This window comes from Desulfofundulus luciae, from assembly GCF_030813795.1.
Lineage (GTDB): Bacteria > Bacillota > Desulfotomaculia > Desulfotomaculales > Desulfovirgulaceae > Desulfofundulus > Desulfofundulus luciae.
In genome coordinates, this window is sequence record NZ_JAUSUX010000002.1 from 1 (window position 1) to 21,693 (window position 21,693).

The window sequence follows — 21,693 nt, forward strand, 5'->3', positions numbered from 1 at the left end:
GAGGGCTTGACCAGGACGAATGAAACTCCGCTGTGAAGTTTTGAGGGAATTTTATCAGGACCAGGATGAAAACAGGGGTTGCGAAATTAGATTCTAACCTCTGACATCAGACGACTGACGACCGTTTTCCGGTGGCCATGCCGGAGGGGAAACACCCGTTCCCATCCCGAACACGGAAGTTAAGCCCTCCAGGGCCGATGGTACTTGGGGGTCTACCCCCGGGAGAGTAGGTCGCTGCCGGAAAATTATTCAAAGTCCCTGGATTTGTATCCAGGGGCTTTTTATTTTTTTTACGTTGTCTGGTGAACCGGGGCCGTGGGTGCAAAAAATTTTTTGAAAAAATCGAGAACCGGGGAGGAAAAAGCCGAAACATATAGAATTGTATAATTGTCTAAATGTATATACATATATGGTAATCAAGTCCTGGCTCAAAGAATTAAAAAATCCTTTTTTGGGGGGGTTGTGGATGAAGCTATAAAAATGCCCCGGGTTGAGGAATTTGTGTTTGCAACTTATGGAAAAACTAAAATTTTAGGAGGGAAATTTAATGACACGGGAAGAAAAACAGGAACAAATGTTTGAATTGTGGCTTTCGGGCAATGGTATAGAATTTGTTAACCAGGAAGCTGAAAGGTCGTACAGGGAAAGGGTAACCCGCATAAAAGACGCCATTCAGTTAAAAAAGGTGCCGGATCGCGTACCGGTATGTCCCTTTACAGGACTTTTCCCTGCATATTACGCTGGAATAACCGTTCAAGACTTAATGTATGACTATGATAAAGCAGCGGCTGCGTGGAAGAAATATGTTTTAGATTTGGAACCTGATGCCTATATGGGCATGTTTTTAGCTCCTCCAGGTAGATTTTTTGAAATTCTTGACTACAAGTTGTACCAGTGGCCGGGCCATGGTGTTCAACCGGATCGCTCATACCAGTGCCTTGAGGCTGAGTATATGAAGGCAGATGAGTACGATGCTCTGATTCAAGATCCTTCCGATTTCTGGGTAAGGGTTTACTTTCCGCGCGTTTTTGGCGCTCTAAAGCCTTTTGAAAAACTGGCTCCCCTTACTGATGTTATGGAAATGCCACTGACCTGCGGGAGCTTTATTCCCTTCGGTTTTCCCGAAGTGCAGGATGCTTTTAAGGCTGTTTTAGAAGCTGGTAACGAAGCTGTTCGTTGGGCCGGTGTGGTTCGCGCGGTGGACCAGGCACTTCAAGGGCAAGGATTTCCCGCCTTTGTTGGGGGAGCGAGCAAGGCACCTTTTGATATTATCGGCGACACTCTCAGGGGTACCCATGGAATTATGCTGGACATGTACAGGCAGCCTGAGAAACTGCTTCAGGCCCTTGAAGTATTAACTCCTCTTGCCATAAGGATGGGAGTATCCTCGGCCAAGGCTGCCGGCAACCCGCTGGTATTCATGCCGCTGCATAAAGGGGCGGACGGTTTCCTGTCGGACCAGCAATTCAGGACTTTTTATTGGGCGACGTTGAGAAAGGTTATTATGGGCTTAATAGAAGAAGGATTGGTACCCTTCCTGTTTGCCGAGGGTGGCTATAACACCCGTTTAGAAGTTATTTGTGATCTTCCGAAGGGTAAGACGGTGTGGCTTTTTGATAATACCGATATGGCTAAGGCAAAAGAAATCCTGGGGGATACAGCCTGTATAGCCGGCAATGTACCAATTAGTTTGTTAACCCTGGGAACAGCACAAGAAGTAAAAGATTACTGCAAACAACTGATAAAAACTGCAGGGAAAGATGGAGGATTTATTTTATGCAATGGGGCGGTAATCGATGATGTGCCTCCGGAAAACCTGCGCGCCTTGATAGAATCTGCAAAGGAGTACGGAACCTACTCTTAGCAACAGGGGAGAATGGCAGTTTGGCTCTTTTCCTGAATAGCAGATTTGTATTGAAGGATAAGTCCCAAGAATTTTCTATAAATATGAATTTTAACAGTTAGGAGGAAAAGCGAAATGGAAAAAGAAAAAATGACAGAACTGGCAAGAGCTTTGATGGAACTGGACGAAAAAAGAGTCTACCAGCTGGTAGACGAGAAGATCAAGAACGGTATTTCCCCACTGGATATTATTGCTGAGTGCAATGAGGGCATGGCGGGCGTGGGCGATTTGTTTTCTGCAGGCCAGTACTTTTTAAGCCAGATGCTCTTCGCTGCGGAGATATTCAAAAACATCATGAAACAGCTGGAGCCCATTATGCCCAAAGCGGAGGCAAGCACTTCCAGGGACAAGGTTGTTATAGGGACCGTCAAGGGAGATATCCATGATATCGGCAAGAACATCGTAGTCAACCTCCTGCGCGGTTCCGGTTTTGAAGTCATCGACCTTGGCGTGGACGTGCCGGCCGAAAAATTTGTAGAAGCGCTCAGGGAAACCGGGGCCAGGGTGCTCGGTTTAAGCGCCTTGCTTAATTTCACTTACCCCGAGATGAAAACCGTGGTAGAGGCTGTTACCGAAGCTGGTTTAAGGGATAAGGTGACCATCATCATCGGAGGAGCCCCGTGCAATGAGCAGGTCCGGCAGTTTACGGGCGCCGACTATTATGCGGAAGACGCTGTAGCGGGTGTCAACATTTGCAAGAAAGTTTATTCTTAATCATAACTACCCCATGGCCGGAGTTAACTCCGGCCATGGGCAGAATACCGGGAGGCATGTATGTTAATCATCGGCGAGAGAATCAATTCCACCCGTAAAAGCATAGACAGGGCGGTTCGGGCTAAAGATGTGGACTTTATCCGCGAAGAGGTGTTAAACCAGGTAAACGCCGGGGCGCACATGCTCGATGTGAACTGCGGCACCCTGGACGCGCAGGAAGAGCCGGCCACCATGGAATGGCTTGTGCAAACCGTACAGGAAATTGCCGGTGTTCCCCTGTGCATTGATAGTGCCAATTACAAAGCCCTGGCCGCCGGGTTAAGCGTTCACCGGGGTAAAGCAATGATCAATTCCATCAGCGGGGAAACTGAAAGGTATAAAAAAGTATTACCCCTGGTGAAGGAGTACGGCGCGTCTGTAGTGGCCCTCTGTATGGACGACAGGGGTATCCCGGCAAACAAAAACCAGGCCCTGGAGGTTGGTGTAAAACTGGTCAACGACCTCCTGGATGCCGGAGTACCGGTTGACGATATTTACTTTGACCCTCTGGTGCGCTCCGTGGCCACCAATCCCGAAACGGTGGTAGAAACATTGCGCCTCATGGAAGAGATGTCATCCAGATTCAGCGGCCTGCATTTTGTTTCGGGATTGAGCAATGTATCCTTCGGGTTGCCGGAACGCCGGCACCTGAACCGGGCCTACGTGGTGTTGAGTATGGCCAGCGGGCTTGACGCCGTCATCGTCGACCCGCTGGACAGCACCTTGATGGCTCTGGTGTACGCAACGGAGGCACTGCTGAACAAGGACCGGTTCTGCATGCAGTACATCCGCTGTTACCATCAGGGAAAGTTAAAAGCATAGCTTCTTTTATTACAGTTTCACTATCTAACTGTCTGTATTCCTGGTGAAGAAAGTTGAGTAATCCGGCAATGTATGGTTTAATGAATTATTATAAACTAAATGTTAAGCTTACCGAAAAGGACGTTTCCTGTACCGGGTGGGACTGCCTGTCCAGGACATCCAGTACCTATTCACGTTCGCTGGTTAATGAGATACTGGAGGAAGCACATCAGTTGGCCCGGGCGGAAGCCGTTTGCAAAGCCGTGCCGGTGGTAAAAACAACCGGCAGGCAGATTTTCCTGGAAGGCGGCCAGGCGTTGACAAGCAGTCTGCTTGTCCGCCTGGCCGGCACCGCCCAGAGCCTGCTCCTGGTTGTCTGCACGCTGGGACATATGATTGACCGCAGGGTGGAGGAGTATAGCCGCAAGGGGCTGGCGGCGCATGCCTACTTTTTGGATATCGCCGGTACGTGCATTATTGAAGCGGCCGGCAGGCAACTGGTAGAAAGGATTAAAACGCAGGTGGAAGCCTGCGGCCTTAAGACGACAATATCTCTGGGTCCCGGCCACTCTTACTGGAAAAACCTTCAGGACCAGCGGATCATTTATGATCTGGTGAACCCTTCAACGATCGGTGTAAGCATACTGAAAAGCGGCATTATGTTGCCCAAAAAATCCTTGAGCATGGTTATGGGAATCGGGCGCGAATTGCCCCCCAGCGCGGAAAACCATTGCTACTACTGCAGCATCAGGCGAAAATGTCCCTTGAGCCGGGCCAGAGATCCGCTGTAGAGGTCCAGGTCAGGACATTTGTTGAAAGGGGTGATAAAAGTCTGGCCGGTGACAAAATTAACAGGAATTCCTTTGTGCCTCCTTATTTTCAACTGGCCCAGATTTTAGAGCAAAAAATCCTTTCGGGAGAATTAAAACCGGGTGATTCCCTGCCGTCTGAAAATGATCTGGGCAAGGAATATAATTTAAGCCGCATGACTGTTCGCAAATGCCTCAATATACTGGCTGAAAGAGGGCTGATATCCGCCTACCGGGGCCGGGGTACCTTTGTTTCCCGGCCGGCCCTGGACCGGGCTGTATTTACCATTGAAGAATACCACCAGGAGATGTCCCGCCGTGGCTTAACCCCGGAAGCCAGGTTAATCGCGGTCAACGTGCTCAAAGCCTCAGCGGAAATCAGTGGAAGACTGGAGTTGAAGGCTGACGAGAGGGTTTTATACTTTTGCCGGCTACTCCTGGCCGACAATGTGCCGATGGCCATCGAACGCAAATACATGCGTTTTAAAAAGGGGAGCCCCATACTGGAAAACGAGCTGCAGTACAAGGCCTTTTCGGAAGTAATCTCAATGCATAGCGAGGTGCTGCCGGTGCGCAGCCGTATGGTGATGCGGCCATCACTGGTTGAAAAAGAAGATGCTCTGCTGCTTCAGGTCCCGCCTGGTTCACCCGTCTTTTACCTTGAACAGTATTTGTACGCCAATGACGAAACGGTTGTTGGTTGGGGTTTTTTTATTTTCCGGGGGGACCGCTTTACTTTAGTGTCCGAAGTTCGACCGCTGAAGGGGGTTGAGTAAATTGCCTTCCCTGGCCCAGGCAATCAGCGACCTGAATGAAAGCCTCGCGATGGAGCTGGTTAAACTCCGCCTGGATATGGGTGCCACGCCCCTGGACATCGTAGAAGAGTGCAGGAACGGCATGATAGCTGTGGGAGAGCGCTACTCCAGGGGAGAATATTTCCTGGGAGACCTGGTTTTATCCGCAGAGATTTTTCATGAAATTATGCAGGTACTTACTCCGGCTCTTGATAAAAAAGTAACGCACAAACCCGTCGGGAAGATAGTATTTGGGACGGTTGAAGGCGACATTCATGACATAGGTAAAAATATTACCATCTCTTTGTTGCGCTGTCATGGTTTCGAGGTCTGTGATCTGGGGGTAAATGTGCCTCCAGATAAGTTTATTCACTATCTAAAAGAAACAGGGGCAAGCATTCTGTGCCTGTCCATCCTGCTTTCCTCCTGTTTTGGAGCCCTGCAGCGCACGATTAATTTAGTTCGCCTGTTTGACAGCCGGAGAAGGATTAAAGTTCTCATCGGAGGCCTGGTTAATGAAAAGGTGCGGGAATATTCAGGGGCGGACGATTGGGTGACCGACGCCCGTAGGGGTGTTACCATATGCCAGAAATGGATGGGAGTGCTATAAATTGAGTGTTATTATCGAATTTGAACCTGTCGGCCGCCGGGTAGAGGCAGAACCCGGCCAGACTGTTATGCAGGCTGCACGGGGGGTGTTTACTCCTGAGTCGGGCGGTGTCAGCGCGCCATGTGGTGGCAGGGGACTTTGCGGGCGCTGCAGGGTGCGCCTGGTGGAAGGTGAATTTTCGCCACCCAATGAGGTTGAAAAGAGACTGCTCGGTAAAAAAGGTCTCGATGAAGGTTACCGCCTGGCATGCCAGGCGGTGATAGTTGGCCCGGCAAAGGTGGAAATTCCGCCGGAAACCCTCACCGGGCGCCAAAAGCTGCAGTTGGAAGGAACAGATGCGACTGTCGTTCCAGAACCCGCGATTAAACGCTATAACATTCCCCTGAAAACCACGTCCGTTGATTACCCGTATTCAACCTGGCAGCAGGTGGAAGCCTTCCTGGCCCAAAATTACGGGTTGCCCTGCTTGCGTATAGATCCCGGGCTGATAAGCCGGGTTGAGGCTCTGGCCGGAGATGATCCGGTGACGGTTTCCCTCCGCGGCAGGGAGATAACCAACGCCCTTGTGAACGGCAAGACAAGAAAGCCAGTCGGTCTGGCGGTGGACCTTGGAACCACCAAAATAGCCGGTTTTTTAGTCGATCTGGAGACCGGTATAACCCTGGCTGCCGAAGGTATTTTGAACCCGCAAATTGCTTACGGTGAAGATGTAATAAGCCGGCTGGCTTATGCCCTTGAAGGGGAAGAACAGTACAGCCGTATCGTCCAGGTGTTGAGGGAAGGACTTGACCGGCTGCTGCACGCTCTCTGTGGAGCAGCGGGCGTGGTTCCTGAAGATGTTGAAGAGGCTGTGATTGTGGGGAATACAGCCATGCATCATCTTTTGTTGAGATTGCCGGTATGCCAGCTGGCAAGGTCCCCCTATGTGCCGGCAGTAACGCTGCCGGTGGAAATTAAAGCACGCGACCTGGGCCTGGGTATGGCTTTCGGTGCTGTTGCCTACCTGGTGCCGGCCGTTGCCGGCTTTGTGGGGGGAGACCATGTGGCCATGATCTTGAGCAGCCGCATACATGAGGCCCGTGGGGTAACCCTGGGCCTGGACATCGGCACCAACACCGAAATTGTACTTGCCCGGGACGGAGAAATGATTTCCTGTTCGTGCGCTTCCGGTCCGGCCTTTGAAGGAGCTCACATTCAGCAGGGAATGAGGGCGATTGACGGTGCCATCAGCAGGGTGGATGTGGCTGACGGGGGGCGGAAATTGTACTATGAGACCATCGGCGGCAGTCCGCCGGTGGGTATCTGTGGATCGGGTATACTGGACGCCGTGGCAGGACTGTACCGGGCAGGAGTGATAAGCTATAACGGCCGGTTGGACGCCAATCATCCCCGGGTCAGGTTTAACGGTGAAAGGAAAGCTGCTGAATATGTTCTGGTGCCGTCGGAGGAAAGCGGGGTTGACCGGGACATAGTAATTACCCAGAAAGACATCAGCGAAATACAGCTGGCGAAGGCTGCCATAGCCGCCGGAACAAAGGTTTTACTTGAGAAAGCCGGTTTGAAGGAAGAAGATGTTCAGAGAGTAATTGTGGCCGGTGCTTTCGGGACCCACCTGCGGCTGGAAAGTGCCGTCGCCATCGGCATGCTGCCTGATCTGCCGCTGGAACGCTTTCAACAGGTGGGTAACGCAGCAGGTGCCGGTGCCCGGATAATCCTTTTATCTGAAACCGAACGCCGGCGGGCGGAAGAAATTGCCCGTAATATTAAGTATGTAGAACTGGCGGCGATGCCGGAGTTCAGCAATAACTTTTTAAATCAGATGAGGTTCCCCGTATAACTAAAATCCAGCTTATACGACCTGCCTGTATATCTTCTTTAACCTCTCCACGCTGCGAATGTCGGAGAGTCCGCATGATGAGGCCAATATCAGCTTGCAGCTATTTTTTAGATCGTTAATATATTGAAGCATTTCAGCCTCTTCATTATTATCCGGGTCCGGCCCCATCAGCCACCCGGCCTTTATTCCCGAAAGGATTATAACATTTTCAGGCAGCCTGCGGCACAACTCCACCAGGCGCATGGCTTCGGGTTCCAGGGAAAAAATTGAATATTCCTCTTCGACCAAAAAGGAGATTATCGATTCAATGTTGCCGTCGGAGTGAAAGCCCATTGGTTTGCCGCCTTTTATTGAATTTTTTAGCCTGCGGTACGAAGGCAAGAGTATACTCTTAAACTGCTCAGGAGAAAAGTATAGCCCACGCTTATAGGCTATGTCGTCGCACAGGATAAGCAGATCGGCGCCGGCATTATCGGCCGCCGTCAACTCATCAGCCGCCAGGGCCGTGTTTTTTTCCAGGTGTTCTTTCAGGCGGTCCGGGTTATAAAACCATTTTATAACCTCTATAAAACCGTGTTCTCTGACAGTTCGCTCAAAGGGGCCGTCAACGGTGACTCCACAGACCAGGCCTGAGGCATGAGCTTTTTTTATGAGGAGGCTCATCTCCCCGGAATTGACAGGGAGACTTTCAACGGGGCTGGTGTAGCTAAAAAAACAAATGTCGGCACCAATGCTTGCACTGAGAGTGATCAGGGACTCCTGCGTTTGTTCCAGGCCTAACTCTCTTAATATTTCCCCGGAAATCCAGAGTTCTCCCCGGGGAATTTTTCTTTTCTTTTTTTGCAGCAGGGAGCTATAAAATTCCACAGACACTCATTCCTTTCTTCCTCACCCAGCAGGTTTTTTAGGGGTACCTGCATTTATTTTAATACACATAAATAAAGCCGGTTAAGCTTCGTTTAAAGTATAGGTATGGATGTACGGACACGGGCGAGGGGCGCTTTCAGGATGACCGTGGGGCCCCGGGAACACCGGAACGAGCAGTGATTGCTGCGACGGGGTTGCGTTCCCGTAAGCCGCCGGAGCAGTTTGTCCGGGGTTTTTGCTTTCTGCACCTCCGCTCCACTTGTCTTAATAGCGAAAGTCAGTTAAAATAAATGGAGTAAAAAATTGAAAAGTGGCGATTGGGGGAAGTGGAAGTGGCGGAAAAGGGTACGTGGACCGTGAAAAAAGGCCTGGCGGAGATGCTCAAGGGCGGCGTGATAATGGACGTTACCACACCGGAACAGGCCAAGATTGCCGAGGAAGCCGGTGCCTGCGCCGTAATGGCCCTGGAGCGGGTGCCTGCCGATATCCGCGCTGCCGGGGGCGTGGCCCGCATGGCCGACCCGACGGTCATCTTACGCATCATGGATGCCGTCACCATTCCGGTAATGGCCAAGGTGCGCATCGGCCACTTTGTGGAGGCACAGATTTTAGAACAACTGGGTGTGGATTACATAGATGAAAGTGAAGTGCTCACCCCGGCTGACGAGCAGCATCACATTGACAAGCACAAGTTCAAGGTACCCTTTGTCTGCGGCGCCCGCAACCTGGGTGAAGCCCTGCGGCGCATTGCCGAAGGCGCCGCGATGATCCGGACCAAAGGGGAGCCGGGCACCGGCAACGTGGTGGAGGCCGTGCGCCACATGCGCATAATGATGGCCGAAATCCGCCGGGTGCAGAACATGCCCCGGGAAGAACTGATGGCCCTGGCCAAGGAGATGGGCGCCCCCTATGAGCTGTTGCTGCAGGTGGCCGAGCAGGGCCGCCTGCCCGTGGTGAACTTTGCCGCCGGCGGCATTGCCACCCCGGCGGACGCCGCCCTGATGATGCAACTGGGCGCCGACGGCATTTTTGTGGGTTCGGGCATCTTCAAATCCCAGAACCCGGCCGCCCGGGCCCGGGCCATTGTGGCGGCCACCACCCACTACAACGACCCGCAGGTCCTGGCCGAGGTATCCAAGGATCTGGGCGAAGCCATGCCCGGACTGGAGATTGCCACCATTGCTCCCGAACAGAGAATGCAGGACCGCGGCTGGTAATTAAGCAACAGGGGAAGGAAGTTAATCTACCATGTTGATCGGAGTACTGGCCCTGCAAGGAGCCTTCCGGGAACACCAGGAAATGCTTGCCGCCCTGGGGGTGGAGTCCCGCCAGGTGCGCAAACCGGAGCAACTGGAGGGAATAAATGGTTTGATCATCCCGGGTGGCGAAAGCACCACCATGGGCAAACTGCTTCAGGATTATAACCTTTTTGAACCAGTCCGCCAGAAAGCCCTGCAGGGAATGCCTGTTTTTGGCACCTGTGCCGGCCTTATTTTGCTGGCGCGGGAGATTGCATGTTCCGCCCAGCCCCGGCTGGGGTTGATGGATATGGTGGTGGAAAGGAATGCCTTCGGCCGGCAGGTGGAAAGTTTTGAGGTGGACCTGGATATACCTGTCCTGGGGGAAAAACCCCTGCGGGCGGTTTTTATCCGCGCCCCCTATATTGTATCCGTAGGCCCGGGGGTGGAAGTGCTGGCGCGGTACGGCGATAAAATTGTGCTTGCCCGGCAGGGCCGCTTTCTGGCCTGTGCTTTTCACCCGGAACTGACCGACGATACCCGCCTGCACCGTTTGTTCCTGGAGCAATGTTAATGTTTTGTAAAACGGCCAATTAAAGTGTTGCCAAAAGTCACGGCTTATAGTATTATGTAAGTCAGGTTCAAAAAATAACAAACCCGATGCAGGGGTAGAGTAGCCAGAAGGGCCTTTGCAGAGAGCCGGTGGTTGCTGTGAACCGGTAAGGTGTCTGGTGAAAGAGCTCCCCGAAGGGGACCTGCTGAAAACAGCAGTAGGCAGGTACGGGCAGTTCCCGTTATCACATTCGAGAGGGCAGGTAAGTGGGTCAATCTTGCCTGTCAAATAGGGTGGCACCGCGGGAGTAACCTCTCGTCCCTGTTGGTTATCAGCCAGCATGGGATGGGGGGTTTAATTTTTTAGGCTAAAATTTAAGTCAAGGGAGAGGTAGACCATGCGGGAAAAACAATACCTGATGATTCCGGGACCGACACCAGTACCTCCGCCAGTAGTCGCGGCCATGTCCCGCCCCATGATCGGTCACCGCAGTGAAGACTTTGCCGCGCTGCACCGGCGCATCCAGGAGAAAATCCGGCAGGTATTTCAGACCTCCCAGGAAGTTTTCATCCTGACCAATTCCGGTACGGGTGGCCTGGAAACGGCCGTTGCCAACGTAATTTCCCCCGGGGACCGGGTGCTGGCTTTAATTACCGGTAACTTTGGGGAAAGGTTCGCCAACATTGCCAGGGCCTACGGGGCCGAAGTGGACGAAGTGAATTTCGGCTGGGGCAACCCTGTAGACCTCCAGGTAGTCAGGGAAAAGCTGGCCCGGAACCCCGGCTATAAGGCCGTCCTGGCGACCCAGAACGAAACTTCCACCGGGGTACTTAATGACATTGCCGGTATTGGCGCCCTGGTGGCCGAAACACCGGCCCTGTTGCTGGTGGATGGGGTCAGCGGCGTGGGCGGCATTGAAATCAAGATGGACGAGTGGCAGGTAGACATTCTGGTTACTGCGTCCCAAAAAGCCATGATGCTGCCCCCCGGCCTGGCCATGATTGGAGTGAGCCCCAAGGCCTGGGCAGTGATTGAAGGGAACCGTTCGCCGCGTTTTTATTTCAGCCTCCCGGCGGCCAAAAAAGCCCTGGCCAAGTGGAATACGGCCTACACGCCTAACGTGGCCCTGTTCTTCGGGCTGGACGCGGCCCTGGACATGATGCTGGCCGAGGGGCTGGAAAATGTTTACCGCCGCCATCTCCTGCTGGCCAAAGCTACCCGGGCGGCCGTCAGCGCTCTAGGACTGTCGCTCCTGGCGGCGGATCACTGCGCATCTCCCACGGTGACCGCCGTGCACAGCCCCGAAGGAATTGCAGCCGACGACCTGCGCAAAGTCCTGAAGGAAGAGTTTGGCATCACCTTTGCCGGGGGTCAGGGCATTCTTAAAGGGAAGATTTTCCGCATTGCCCATATGGGTTACGCCGGCAAAATGGACGTGCTTATTGCCATCAGCGGGCTGGAAATGGCCCTGGCCCGGCTGGGCTATCCGGTGGAACTGGGCAAGGGCGTGCGGGCAGCGCAGGAAGTCTTTCTTGGGAGGGATCTGTAGTGTATAAAGTACTGGTTATGGACGGCGTGGCAGAGGAAGGGCTGGCGCCGCTGCGCCGGGAAGAAGATATAGAAGTGGTCATAGGCCGGAAGATGACCGAAGACGAGCTGGTGGAGACCATTCCCGAATATGACGCCCTGATCGTGCGCAGCGCCACCAGGGTTACCCGCCGGGTTATCGAAGCCGGCGTAAATCTCAAGGTTATCGGCCGTGCGGGCGTAGGGGTGGACAACATTGATCTGGAGGCTGCCACCACCCAGGGTATACTGGTGGTCAACGCCCCCGACGGCAATACTATTGCCGCCACTGAGCATACCATTGCCATGATGCTGGCCCTGGCCCGCAATATTCCCCAGGCCGTGGCCAGGCTGAAGGAAGGGGTCTGGGACAAGAAGGCCTTTTTGGGTGTGGAGCTGCGGGATAAGACCCTGGGCATCATCGGCCTGGGAAGGATCGGCTCGGCGGTGGCCAAAAGGGCCCAGGCCCTGGAAATGAACGTCATAGCCTACGACCCTTATATCACCGAAGAAAAGGCTTCCACTTTGGCCGTGGAACTGGTGTCCCTGGAAGAGCTGTTCCGCCGCTCCGATTTTATTACCGTGCACCTGCCGAAGACCAAAGAATCTTACCACATGATTGATGAGCGGGCATTTGCCATGATGAAGGACGGGGTGCGGATCATCAACTGCGCCCGGGGCGGGATCATCGATGAGGACGCCCTGTACCAGGCCATGCTTTCCGGTAAAGTGGCCGGGGCGGCCCTGGACGTATTTGAAAAGGAACCCTGTACCGACAGCTCCCTGTTCTCCCTGCCAAACTTCATCGCCACCCCGCACCTGGGAGCATCCACCCGGGAGGCGCAGTTACACGTGGCCCTGGATGTTGCCGAAGAGATTGTGGCGGCGCTGCGGGGGAAACTGGTGAAAAACACGGTTAACATTCCTTCCATCAACCCGCAGGTGCTTTCGGCCGTACGTCCCTACCTGGGGCTGGCGGAAAAACTGGGCAAACTGCAGGCCCAGCTTGTCACCGGGCGCATCCGCAAGATAGAGGTGATTTACAGCGGGGAGCTGGCCAAACAGGAAGTAAGCCCCATTACCACCGCCGTGGTCAAAGGGATTCTGGATCCCATCCTGCAGCAAACCGTGAACTTTGTAAACGCTCCCGTCCTGGCCAAGAACCGCGGCATCCAGGTTTTCCAGGCGGTGGACGGGGAGGCGGAAGGCTATTCAAGCCTGATCACCGTGAAGGTTTACTCGGATAAAGTGGAAAAAAGCGTTGCCGGGACGCTCTTTGGCAAGGAAGATCCGCGCATTGTAATGGTAGACGGCTACCGGATTGACGTCATTCCCAGCGGCTACCTTCTTTATGTGCCCCATATCGACAAGCCCCGCATCATCGGTCCCGTGGGGGTACTTATCGGCGAGCATAACATCAACATTGCCGCCATGCAGGTGGGGCGCAAACAGATCGGCGGTCGGGCGGTGATGATGCTTTCGGTTGATGCACCCGTGCCCGAAGAAACCCTGGCCGAGATTGCCAGGATTGAGGGGGTGCTGGATGTAAAAATGGTGCACCTGTAATCCAGCGTTTTGAGGCCCTTTGACAGGGGGGGTAGGTGGTAGTTGAAGGAAACCTTTGTTATTCTGGCCAGACATGGAGCGACCGAATGGAACCGCATTTCCCGCTACCAGGGCCACCTGGATGCTCCTTTGAGCGAGGAAGGTCTGGAACAGTCCCGGGCCCTGGCCGGCGCCCTGGCGGCGCTGCCCATTAAAGCGGTTTATACCAGCCCCCTTTCCCGGGCCCGGATCTGTGCTGAAATGGTGGCCGCGCAGCATGGCCTGGCGGTGACTTCTTTGCCCGGTCTCATAGAGATTTGCCACGGGGAATGGGAAGGAATGCTGCTTTCCGAGGTGGAGGTGCGCTACGCCGATTTAATCAGGCAGTGGCGCACCTATCCCTATACGGTGCGGATGCCCAAAGGGGAATCCCTGGTCGAGGTGGAGGAGCGGTCCTGGGCGGCACTGGAGTTCATGGCCGCGGCGCATCCCGGGGAGATCAGCCTGGCAGTAACCCACGACACGCCCATCCGTACCATCCTGCGGCGCATCCTCAACCTGGACCAGGCGGTCTTCTGGCAGATTAAACTGGACAATACGGGCATCAATGTCCTTGGCTGCCGCCAGGGGCGCTGGCGGGTGATTGCCTTGAACGACACCTGCCACCTGGGGGGATGGCTGAAGGCCGGGGAACAGATGGCTTTATAACATCTTCAAAAATCCTGAAAAACCGAAATGAGATTTAAAAGCAAAAAAGGGAAATACTATCAATGTAGGCTCGTTGGGGGGTAAAAGCTGATGCTGGATTTAAAATTTGTGCGGAGCAACCCGGCAGTGGTCAAAGAGGCGCTGGAAAAGCGCGGTGCCGGTTTGAGCCTGGAGCCTTTTCTGGAGCTGGAGCGAAAGCGCCGGGAAAAGCTGGTAGTAGTGGAACAACTGAAAAACAAGCGCAATGTGGTCTCCGAGGAAATCGGACGGCGCAAAAAAGCCGGGGAAGATGCGGAGGAAATGGTGCAGGAAATGCGCCAGGTATCCGCACGCATTAAAGAGCTGGACGAGGAAATCCGGGACCTGGAGGAACAGATTCAGGTTACGTTGCTGAATATCCCCAATATCCCCCACGAGAGTGTGCCGGTGGGCAAGGATGCGGCAGACAACGTGGAAGTGCGCCGCTGGGGTGAACCCCGGAAGTTTGACTTCCCCCCCAGGGCCCACTGGGAACTGGGGGAGTCCCTGGGTATCATTGATTTTGAACGGGGGGCTAAAGTAGCCGGCGCCCGCTTTTCCTTTTACAAAGGGGCCGGCGCCCGGCTGGAGCGGGCGGTCATTAACTTCATGCTGGACCTGCATACCAGGGAGCACGGTTACATAGAGGTCTTCCCGCCCTTCATCGTCAACGGCGACAGCATGATTGGTACGGGCCAGTTGCCCAAGTTTGCCGAGGACATGTTCAAGCTGGAGGGAAAGAACTTTTACCTGATCCCCACCGCCGAAGTGCCGGTAACCAACCTTTACCGGGAGGAAATTCTCCCCGGCGAGCGCCTGCCCATTTATCACTGCGCCTACAGCGCCTGTTTCCGGGCCGAGGCCGGGGCGGCGGGCCGGGACACGCGGGGTTTGATCCGGCAACACCAGTTCAACAAGGTGGAGCTGGTGAAATTTACCCGCCCGGAAGATTCCTACGCGGAGCTGGAAAAACTAACCGCCGACGCCGAGCGGGTACTGCAGCTTTTAGGTCTGCCCTACCGGGTGGTCTGCCTGTGCACCGGCGACCTGGGCTTTGCAGCGGCCAAGACGTACGACCTGGAGGTGTGGTTGCCCAGCTACCAGGATTACAAGGAGATTTCCTCCTGCAGCAACTTTGAAGACTTCCAGGCCCGGCGGGCCAATATCCGGTTCAAGGACGGGCGGGGCAAGCCCCAGTTCGTACACACCCTTAACGGTTCGGGCCTGGCGGTGGGCCGGACGGTGGCCGCCATTCTGGAAAACTACCAGCAGTCCGACGGCAGCGTGGTCATTCCGGAAGTACTGGTGCCCTACATGGGCGGGCTCACCAGGATTACGCCCCAATAAGGTGCGGAAAATAGAGCTGGATGATTACCCGCAGGTGGATGAGGAGCCCCGGGATAACCCGGGGGTATTTTCTTTACAAATAATACTAGATGGAACCAGATTCCCAATCTGCAGTTGCGGAGCTACAGTCCTTTAGTAGCTATTTTTTCGGGAAGCACCGTTTCGACAGTGGGAAAATCTTTGACGTTTGAGGTGACCACCTTCAGGTTCCTCAACTCGGCCGTCGCCGCGATCAGGCAGTCGGCCATTCCCAGGGTCCTGCCTTTCGCGACCTGATCCCGCCGGATTTCGGCGGCGCGCCCGGCAACTCTGCGGTCCACGGGGAGCATTTCCCACGCTTCCAACAGCTTTTCGACGGCGGCTCTTGCTTTTTCAGTACGAGCTCCGTACAGGAGTTCGTGGTAGACGATCACGCTGGTGGCCGCTGAACCGGACGCCACCACCTGTTCCAGCCAGGCGTCCGCATCGGGGGACAGCCTTCCGGTCAGATGGTCGATCAAGACGCAGGTGTCTATCAGGTAGCCCATGCCGGCGGCTCACCATCCTCACCGCGCACTTTCCGGACCCAATCCGCCCCCGGAACTTCCGCCCACTCCGGTGCGTCCTCCGATCCGAGAATTCCCCGGGTTTCCCGCAACCCCCTGAGCCGTATTTCGCGGGCCACTTTTTCCGCGACCGCCTGGACGATGAATTCGTTGCGGCTCACGCCGAGAAGTTTCAAGAGTTGTTCCATTTGCGTGACGATGCTTTTTGGTAACCTGATATGCACCATATGGGTGTTATCCATTTTGTAACACCTCCTGTTATATAATCATGTTATCATAACGTAAAGAAAAGGTCAATTCCAGAGCGAGGTGGCTTAATTGTTCCTGAAAATGTTCAAACACTGAAAAACTATAAACCCAGGGACAAAATCGAATTCGGCCAACGGGATCGTAGACTGGATCGCTGGGCGTGCCGGGGGTCTTGAGCGGAAGCGCACCAGCCTGGCCGTTGGCGGCGAGGTGTGGCACCGGACGTTTGTCGTGCACGGATGGCCCCAGGCGGTGTCCCCCGAATGGCTCTGGCCCCTCGTCCGGGAGCCCTTGGTTTTAAATAAGGCGGCGGTCTTGGCAGCCACCCCTCAAAGGTTGAGATCTGACCTTCCAGAACCCGCTGCAAAAACAGCATCCGCTTCAGTTCCGTCTGTGACAGGGTAACCATCTCCTTCATACTGACATTTTCACTGACGGATTTTACCCTGACAATATCACAGACGGATCACAGAACTGGCTAATTTGGTTGACAGGCAAGAGCTCCTGTGTTATACTTTTACTTGCATCGGGCATGTTCTGGAGGGGTGTCCGAGTGGTTTAAGGAGGCGGTCTTGAAAACCGTTGGGCCGTTTACCGGTCCCGTGGGTTCGAATCCCACTCCCTCCGCCAGTTTGATTATACTTGCGTGGAGAGCTGGCCGAGTAGGTCGAAGGCGCTCGCCTGCTAAGCGAGTAGACGGTTATAAAACTGTCTCGAGGGTTCGAATCCCTCGCTCTCCGCCAAAAAAACGCGGTGTGCCTTCGAGCACACCCTTTTCTTGCATAATGGTCAAAGCAACGGTCTTGACTTTTGACGTCCCCTCTGGTACAATTAGAGTCGCCAATGTTCAGGGCGATGTTGTTGTGTGCCTGTAGCTCAATTGGATAGAGCATCTGACTACGGATCAGAAGGTTGGGGGTTCGAGTCCCTCCAGGCACGCCAGTCCAGTTAAATTAAAATAAAGCGTAAGCAAGCCCTGATGCATTTTCCACTTACTGGAGGGCAAACAAACAGTAAGTGCAATTTTTTGCCGGGGTTTTCCCGGCAATAATAGTTCTTACGGTTTACGACGGGCGCCCGTAGCTCAGGAGGATAGAGCAGCGGTTTCCTAAACCGCGTGTCGGGGGTTCGAGTCCCTCCGGGCGCACCATTGAAAACCAGGAGCCTCAAGGGTTTGAGGCTCCTTCACTTTTTGATCGTGCAACCTTCCACTCCCCACGACCCGGCGGCCAGAACCTGCACTGATATCAGAGAACCTTTCAGTTCCGGGTCGCCAGCCGGGAACCGCACCTTTACGTAATGCTCCGAAAAACCTTCCCCCTGGTTATTCCCCACCTTTTCCACCAGCACCTGTACCTGTTTTCCCACCAGCTGATGGTTAAAACGCAGGGATAGCTTTTCATCCAGTGCGCGCAATTCCTGAACCCGTCTCTTTTTCACATCCGGAGCAACCTGATCGGGAAAGCCGGCGGCTTCCGTTTCCGGGCGGGGCGAGTAGGGGAACACGTGCAGGTGGCTTAAAGCCAGCTCCTCGACCAGTTTCATGGTCTGCTGGTGGTCGTCTTCCGTTTCCCCGGGAAAGCCCACGATTAAATCGGTCCAAATGGAAAGGCCGGGGATCAATTCCCTTGCCTTTTGTACCAGCCGGGCAAACTCCACGCTTGTATACCGGCGCCTCATCTTTTGGAGGATGCGGTCCGAACCGCTCTGCAGGGGGAGGTACAAAAAGGGGCATACTTTTTGCGCCCGCCCCAGGGTTTGCAAAAACTCAAGACTTATATCCATTGGCTCGATATAACTTAGGCGCAGGCGAAAGGAGTTGGGCAGGGCGTCCAGTTCTTCAATGAGGCGGGCCAAATTCCACCCGGGCAGGTCTTTCCCATAAGCTCCCAGGTGGGTACCGGCCAGGACAATCTCCCGGTAGCCCCTATCTATGAAACGTCTGACCTGGGCGACCACCTTTTCCGGAGCCAGGCTGCGGGGCAGCCCGCGGGCCTTCCGGACAATGCAGTAAGTACAGGCTTCGTTGCACCCTTCCTGGATTTTAATTACCGGCCTGGTACGCCCGTAATTGCCGGTCAGGGAAAATTCCTCGAACTCTTCTCCTGGTCCGTGTTCCACGATGATTGCCCTTTGCTCCCGCTGAGTTTCAGCCAGTTGCCGGGCAATGACGGCCGGCAGCCGGGACCTGCCGGTGGTACCGATGATAATGTCCACCTGGGGCAGTTTTTCCTTTATTTCCTTCCAGTACACCTGGGGGTAGCAGCCGGCCAGAACCACCAGGGACTGGGGATTCTCCTTTTTGGCCTGGCTGGCCAGGCGGCGTGCTTCCGCAGCCGCGGACTGGGTTACCACGCAGCTGTTGATGATATAAATATCAGCAATATCCCCGGTTGGGACAAAACCGGCCTCTTCCATGGCCAATTCCAATGCCCGGCCCTCGTACTGGTTGACCGGGCAACCAAGGGTTTTAACCTTGAAAGTGTAAGGCAATAACTTTCCCTCCGCTATCTTTTGATATATACAAGTGCTGAACCGTCTAAATTATACCACAGTGTTCACTAATCATCATAACCCGGCGGTGAATACCAGGGGATAAAACTATGTGGAGCACTGAAGCACATCAGGTGCTTGTTGATTAACAGGCTTTTGGGGGCCATGGGTTGTCAAGGGCAGGCTTTCTATGTTAAAATAACACTTGCCGGTAAGCACAGTTCAGGCATCGTTGGTGGGGAGGGGGCATTTGACGGATCACCACCGCTACATGCTGGAAGCCCTGGCCGAAGCAGAAAAGGCCTATAAACTGGGTGAAGTACCCATCGGCGCGGTAGTGGTGCTGGGAGATCAGATTATCGGCCGGGGACACAACCTCCGGGAAACGCTGAAAGACAGTACGGCTCACGCGGAGATCCTGGCCATGCGGGAAGCAGCCCGCCACCTGGGGGACTGGCGCCTGGTGGATACCGTCCTTTACAGCACCATTGAACCCTGTCCGATGTGTGCCGGTGCCATGGTGCAGTTCCGGGTGCGGATGCTGGTTTACGGAGCCCGGGACCCAAAGGCGGGGGCGGTGGATTCCATTATGGATATAGTGCGGGAGCCCCGGTTTAACCACCAGGTGGAGGTTGTCTCGGGCGTCCTGGCCGATGAATGTGCGGCAATCATCCAGCGTTTCTTCCGGGAGTTGAGGCAAAAAGACAGGCGAAAGGAAGGTTAAATTGACGGAGAGATGGCCGAGTGGTTGAAGGCGCTCGACTCGAAATCGAGTAGGCGGGCCAAAACCCGCCTCGTGGGTTCGAATCCCACTCTCTCCGCCACTTTCAGCCATTTTGAAAATGCTGGAAAACGACGGATCGAGTGGTGCTGGCGAGGCAGCTTTACACTGCTCGACTCACCCGCTGCCCCTAAAGAAGAAAAGGGGGTTTTACTTTTTATAGCAAGAGCAAAATTTATGCGTATTTATAAAGAAAAACACCAGCAACCTGGGAGGAAGTATTTCAGCAGCACCTGGATTACCAGCAGGCTAGAGGGCTAAAAACAGTGGTTTCTTAAAATCACTCCTGTTTTTGCTGGAAACTCGCTTAATGACGCGGCCCACAGAAAAGCTAAATCTTGCTTGATTAAGGCATACTATGTAAGGGCTGTAAGGCATCTGGGAGGTGAAAATTATGGCTCGCTTTATCGTCTACCTCGAGCCTGCTGAGGAAGGCGGGTATATCGCTTCTGTACCGGCATTACCGGGTTGTGTCACCCAGGGAGAAACGAAGGAAGAGGCATTGGCAATGGCTGAAGACGCCATTCGAGGGTACATTGAAAGTTTAAAAAAACATGGCGAGCCACTGCCCTTTGGCTTTGAGAAAGCGGAAGTAGAGACAGTTACTGTGGATGTGGCATAGCTATGGCTAAGCTCCCTATTTTAAAGGCGAGGGAAGTCATCGCTGCTCTGCAGAAACTGGGCTTTGAAATTGACCACGTAACCGGGAGCCATTACATTCTTAGGCACCCGGACGGCAGAAGGGCTGTTGTCCCTTACCATGGCAACAGGGACATTAAGCAGGGAGTTTTGAGATCTATCTTAAGACAGGCCGGATTAACCGTTGACGAGTTAAAAAACCTTATCTCTTGAGCAGGATTTTGCAAAAGCACAGCGAAATGATTATACTGCTCGACTCACCAAAGGCGATTTTTCAGAAAAATTAAATCGAGTAGGCGGGCCAAAACCCGCCTCGTGGGTTCGAATCCCACTCTCTCCGCCAGGTTTCTTGATACATAAGGGGTTTTCACTTTTGAAAACCCCTTAGCCTTTTTGTGGGCAAAAAGGCACCGCAGCCGCTGGTCCAACCGTCGAAAACCGCCAGATCCAATCTTTCAACAATTCAACAACCGCACGGATCTTATCATAAAGTTATATTTTGCTATTTTAGCAGGATTTGTTAATTTGCTATCAAATAGAAAAAATACAAGCTTTCCTGTTATTTGTATTTGTAACGGTAAAATTTTTTAAACTAAATTTAAAAGCCGCTGGACAGGCTGTTTTTGGCATAATAGGTGGAGGAGGTTCGAAAAATGGATATTGTGGCGGTCATAGCTGAGAACAAGATCCGGGAAGCCATGGAAAAAGGCGAGTTCGACAACCTGCCCGGCAAGGGCAAGCCCCTGCAACTGGAGGACCTTTCCGGCGTTCCCGAGGAACTCCGGGCCTCTTACCTGATCCTGAAAAACGCCGGGGTGCTGCCCCCGGAGCTCGAACTGCACAGAGAGATCATGTCCCTGAAAAAGCTGATTGATTTTTGTTACCGGGAAGAAGAAAGGGTAGACCTGACCAGAAAACTGAACGAGAAGATATTGAGATTCAATCTGCTGATGGAAAGAAGGGGCATGAATGCCGCCGTGAGTTTTTACAAGGAAAAGATATACAGAAAACTGGGGAGAGGGCTTTGACCCGGGAAAATCGGTTCATTTCAATCGCAATGATAATCCAGGTCAGCAAGAAACCTGTCACATTGCAAACAACCCTCTTTTACAATCATCTTGAAAGGGCTTGCTGTTTGACATACAGCATAACCATTTCAAAGCGGTGTCATGTAAAAAGTGCGGTTATACCGAGCTGTACAGGATCAAGTCAGGCTTAAAATATGCTGGACTTCTTTTTTGGGGGATAAATGAACAGGACATTTTTCGGAGGTGTGTTTTTGGTTACCAATTTGCACACAGCTAAAGAAGGTTTTTTGTCGGGAAATCCCGAAATGTGCTTTTGGGTGATAGTGAATATGCAGCGTTGCATTGCTCCAATTTACCGGTATTTCCATCATCTATAACGAACAGGGCGTTTTCCAGGAAATTTCCCGGCGGGTTTGGCGGGTTTGCATGCCATGGACGAGCCGTTTGGCGCCCTGGACGCCCAAACCAGATTGATCATGCAGGAGATTCTGCTCGCAGAAGAAGATTCTTCCTCTGGCGGGTTTGGCCGCCATGTCGTTGGTGGTTTGAAGGCGAGGTGGACCCGGGCAAATGCCCGGGTCTAAGTGTTCGCACGGCATGTCCGGCCAA

The 21,693-nt window shown here is 53.6% G+C and carries 25 protein-coding genes, 5 tRNA genes, 1 rRNA gene and 1 other annotated feature; of the genes, 26 read left to right on the forward strand and 5 right to left on the reverse strand.

What is annotated here, in order from left to right; all coding sequences use genetic code 11:
- The first annotated feature begins 127 nt into the window (after window positions 1-127).
- The 9 genes from rrf to J2Z49_RS01390 all read left to right on the forward strand — a co-directional run bounded on the left by rrf (window position 128) and on the right by J2Z49_RS01390 (window position 7,507).
- Window positions 128-243 (forward strand): 5S ribosomal RNA (gene rrf / locus J2Z49_RS01350).
- A 144-nt stretch (window positions 244-387) separates the two neighbouring features.
- A complete protein-coding gene (locus J2Z49_RS01355; RefSeq protein WP_307399170.1) occupies window positions 388-582 on the forward strand; it encodes a hypothetical protein in 195 nt (64 codons plus the stop codon).
- Window positions 548-1,864 (forward strand): uroporphyrinogen decarboxylase family protein, encoded by a 1,317-nt coding sequence (locus J2Z49_RS01360; RefSeq protein WP_307399172.1) that lies wholly within the window; start codon window positions 548-550, stop codon window positions 1,862-1,864. The genes J2Z49_RS01355 and J2Z49_RS01360 overlap by 35 nt, the downstream gene beginning before the upstream one ends.
- A 114-nt stretch (window positions 1,865-1,978) precedes the next feature.
- Window positions 1,979-2,617: a cobalamin B12-binding domain-containing protein gene (locus J2Z49_RS01365; protein ID WP_242656381.1), complete on the forward strand. Its 639-nt coding sequence runs from the start codon at window positions 1,979-1,981 to the stop codon at window positions 2,615-2,617.
- Between the two features lie 60 nt (window positions 2,618-2,677).
- Complete coding sequence (locus tag J2Z49_RS01370) at window positions 2,678-3,478, forward strand: dihydropteroate synthase (protein WP_307399176.1); 801 nt, start codon at window positions 2,678-2,680, stop codon at window positions 3,476-3,478.
- A 68-nt stretch (window positions 3,479-3,546) separates the two neighbouring features.
- Entirely contained in the window at window positions 3,547-4,248 is a 702-nt protein-coding gene (locus J2Z49_RS01375; RefSeq protein WP_307399178.1) for a Vitamin B12 dependent methionine synthase activation subunit, read from the forward strand.
- Window positions 4,249-4,322: 74 nt separating this feature from the next.
- A complete protein-coding gene (locus J2Z49_RS01380) occupies window positions 4,323-5,042 on the forward strand; it encodes a GntR family transcriptional regulator (RefSeq protein WP_307399179.1) in 720 nt (239 codons plus the stop codon).
- On the forward strand, window positions 5,035-5,670 hold the full coding sequence (locus J2Z49_RS01385; protein WP_307399181.1) for a cobalamin B12-binding domain-containing protein: 636 nt from the start codon (window positions 5,035-5,037) through the stop codon (window positions 5,668-5,670). The genes J2Z49_RS01380 and J2Z49_RS01385 overlap by 8 nt, the downstream gene beginning before the upstream one ends.
- Before the next feature lies 1 nt (window position 5,671).
- Window positions 5,672-7,507, forward strand: coding sequence for an ASKHA domain-containing protein (locus J2Z49_RS01390; RefSeq protein WP_307399183.1), 1,836 nt, complete (start codon window positions 5,672-5,674; stop codon window positions 7,505-7,507).
- A 12-nt stretch (window positions 7,508-7,519) separates the two neighbouring features.
- Here the strand turns inward: J2Z49_RS01390 and J2Z49_RS01395 are convergent, their stop codons facing one another.
- Window positions 7,520-8,380: a uroporphyrinogen decarboxylase family protein gene (locus J2Z49_RS01395; RefSeq protein WP_307399184.1), complete on the reverse strand. Its 861-nt coding sequence runs from the start codon at window positions 8,378-8,380 to the stop codon at window positions 7,520-7,522.
- 326 nt (window positions 8,381-8,706) lie between these two features.
- Between J2Z49_RS01395 and pdxS the strand changes: the two genes are divergently transcribed.
- The 6 genes from pdxS to serS all read left to right on the forward strand — a co-directional run bounded on the left by pdxS (window position 8,707) and on the right by serS (window position 15,349).
- Window positions 8,707-9,591 (forward strand): pyridoxal 5'-phosphate synthase lyase subunit PdxS, encoded by an 885-nt coding sequence (gene pdxS, locus J2Z49_RS01400; protein WP_307399186.1) that lies wholly within the window; start codon window positions 8,707-8,709, stop codon window positions 9,589-9,591.
- Window positions 9,592-9,622: 31 nt separating this feature from the next.
- Window positions 9,623-10,186, forward strand: coding sequence for a pyridoxal 5'-phosphate synthase glutaminase subunit PdxT (pdxT, locus tag J2Z49_RS01405; protein WP_307399188.1), 564 nt, complete (start codon window positions 9,623-9,625; stop codon window positions 10,184-10,186).
- A 77-nt stretch (window positions 10,187-10,263) separates the two neighbouring features.
- Window positions 10,264-10,491: a binding site (T-box leader), on the forward strand.
- A gap of 71 nt (window positions 10,492-10,562) precedes the next feature.
- Window positions 10,563-11,714, forward strand: a complete 1,152-nt coding sequence (locus J2Z49_RS01410; RefSeq protein WP_307399190.1) for a pyridoxal-phosphate-dependent aminotransferase family protein — start codon at window positions 10,563-10,565, stop codon at window positions 11,712-11,714.
- Window positions 11,714-13,297, forward strand: a complete 1,584-nt coding sequence (gene serA / locus J2Z49_RS01415; RefSeq protein WP_307399192.1) for a phosphoglycerate dehydrogenase — start codon at window positions 11,714-11,716, stop codon at window positions 13,295-13,297. Before J2Z49_RS01410 ends, serA begins: the two co-directional genes overlap by 1 nt.
- A 42-nt stretch (window positions 13,298-13,339) precedes the next feature.
- Window positions 13,340-13,984, forward strand: coding sequence for a histidine phosphatase family protein (locus J2Z49_RS01420; RefSeq protein ID WP_307399194.1), 645 nt, complete (start codon window positions 13,340-13,342; stop codon window positions 13,982-13,984).
- Window positions 13,985-14,074: 90 nt separating this feature from the next.
- The gene (gene serS, locus J2Z49_RS01425) at window positions 14,075-15,349 is read left to right on the forward strand and encodes a serine--tRNA ligase (RefSeq protein ID WP_307399196.1); all 1,275 of its coding nucleotides are present in this window, start codon (window positions 14,075-14,077) and stop codon (window positions 15,347-15,349) included.
- Window positions 15,350-15,471: 122 nt separating this feature from the next.
- On the opposite strand, the gene J2Z49_RS01430 is transcribed toward serS, so the two are convergent.
- Together J2Z49_RS01430 and J2Z49_RS01435 are read right to left on the reverse strand one after the other, a co-directional pair.
- Window positions 15,472-15,849 carry a type II toxin-antitoxin system VapC family toxin gene (locus tag J2Z49_RS01430; RefSeq protein WP_307399198.1) on the reverse strand — a complete coding sequence of 126 codons (378 nt, stop codon included), beginning with the start codon at window positions 15,847-15,849 and terminating at the stop codon, window positions 15,472-15,474.
- A gap of 14 nt (window positions 15,850-15,863) precedes the next feature.
- Complete coding sequence (locus J2Z49_RS01435; protein ID WP_307399200.1) at window positions 15,864-16,136, reverse strand: YlcI/YnfO family protein; 273 nt, start codon at window positions 16,134-16,136, stop codon at window positions 15,864-15,866.
- Between the two features lie 546 nt (window positions 16,137-16,682).
- On the opposite strand from J2Z49_RS01435, the gene J2Z49_RS01440 reads away from it, so the two are divergent.
- The 4 genes from J2Z49_RS01440 (at window position 16,683) to J2Z49_RS01455 (ending at window position 17,293) form a co-directional block, all read left to right on the forward strand.
- Window positions 16,683-16,773: transfer RNA gene (locus tag J2Z49_RS01440), tRNA-Ser, on the forward strand.
- 18 nt (window positions 16,774-16,791) lie between these two features.
- Window positions 16,792-16,886 (forward strand) — tRNA-Ser (locus J2Z49_RS01445).
- 122 nt (window positions 16,887-17,008) lie between these two features.
- A tRNA-Arg gene (locus J2Z49_RS01450) sits at window positions 17,009-17,085 on the forward strand.
- A 131-nt stretch (window positions 17,086-17,216) separates the two neighbouring features.
- Window positions 17,217-17,293, forward strand: a tRNA-Arg gene (locus tag J2Z49_RS01455).
- 35 nt (window positions 17,294-17,328) lie between these two features.
- On the opposite strand, the gene mtaB is transcribed toward J2Z49_RS01455, so the two are convergent.
- Window positions 17,329-18,636: a tRNA (N(6)-L-threonylcarbamoyladenosine(37)-C(2))-methylthiotransferase MtaB gene (mtaB, locus tag J2Z49_RS01460; RefSeq protein ID WP_307399202.1), complete on the reverse strand. Its 1,308-nt coding sequence runs from the start codon at window positions 18,634-18,636 to the stop codon at window positions 17,329-17,331.
- A 250-nt stretch (window positions 18,637-18,886) separates the two neighbouring features.
- Between mtaB and tadA the strand changes: the two genes are divergently transcribed.
- The 6 genes from tadA to J2Z49_RS01490 all read left to right on the forward strand — a co-directional run bounded on the left by tadA (window position 18,887) and on the right by J2Z49_RS01490 (window position 21,084).
- On the forward strand, window positions 18,887-19,360 hold the full coding sequence (gene tadA / locus J2Z49_RS01465; protein ID WP_307399204.1) for a tRNA adenosine(34) deaminase TadA: 474 nt from the start codon (window positions 18,887-18,889) through the stop codon (window positions 19,358-19,360).
- Window positions 19,361-19,366: 6 nt separating this feature from the next.
- Window positions 19,367-19,460: transfer RNA gene (locus J2Z49_RS01470), tRNA-Ser, on the forward strand.
- Window positions 19,433-19,678, forward strand: a complete 246-nt coding sequence (locus J2Z49_RS01475; RefSeq protein ID WP_307399205.1) for a hypothetical protein — start codon at window positions 19,433-19,435, stop codon at window positions 19,676-19,678. The genes J2Z49_RS01470 and J2Z49_RS01475 overlap by 28 nt, the downstream gene beginning before the upstream one ends.
- Before the next feature lie 133 nt (window positions 19,679-19,811).
- Entirely contained in the window at window positions 19,812-20,039 is a 228-nt protein-coding gene (locus tag J2Z49_RS01480; RefSeq protein WP_307399207.1) for a type II toxin-antitoxin system HicB family antitoxin, read from the forward strand.
- Window positions 20,040-20,041: 2 nt separating this feature from the next.
- Window positions 20,042-20,269, forward strand: a complete 228-nt coding sequence (locus tag J2Z49_RS01485) for a type II toxin-antitoxin system HicA family toxin (RefSeq protein WP_307399209.1) — start codon at window positions 20,042-20,044, stop codon at window positions 20,267-20,269.
- 440 nt (window positions 20,270-20,709) lie between these two features.
- Window positions 20,710-21,084, forward strand: coding sequence for a DnaJ family domain-containing protein (locus J2Z49_RS01490; protein ID WP_307399211.1), 375 nt, complete (start codon window positions 20,710-20,712; stop codon window positions 21,082-21,084).
- A gap of 176 nt (window positions 21,085-21,260) precedes the next feature.
- On the opposite strand, the gene J2Z49_RS01495 is transcribed toward J2Z49_RS01490, so the two are convergent.
- The gene (locus J2Z49_RS01495; RefSeq protein WP_307399213.1) at window positions 21,261-21,455 is read right to left on the reverse strand and encodes a hypothetical protein; all 195 of its coding nucleotides are present in this window, start codon (window positions 21,453-21,455) and stop codon (window positions 21,261-21,263) included.
- A gap of 60 nt (window positions 21,456-21,515) precedes the next feature.
- Between J2Z49_RS01495 and J2Z49_RS01500 the strand changes: the two genes are divergently transcribed.
- A complete protein-coding gene (locus J2Z49_RS01500; protein ID WP_307399215.1) occupies window positions 21,516-21,668 on the forward strand; it encodes a hypothetical protein in 153 nt (50 codons plus the stop codon).
- The last annotated feature ends 25 nt before the right edge of the window (window positions 21,669-21,693 follow it).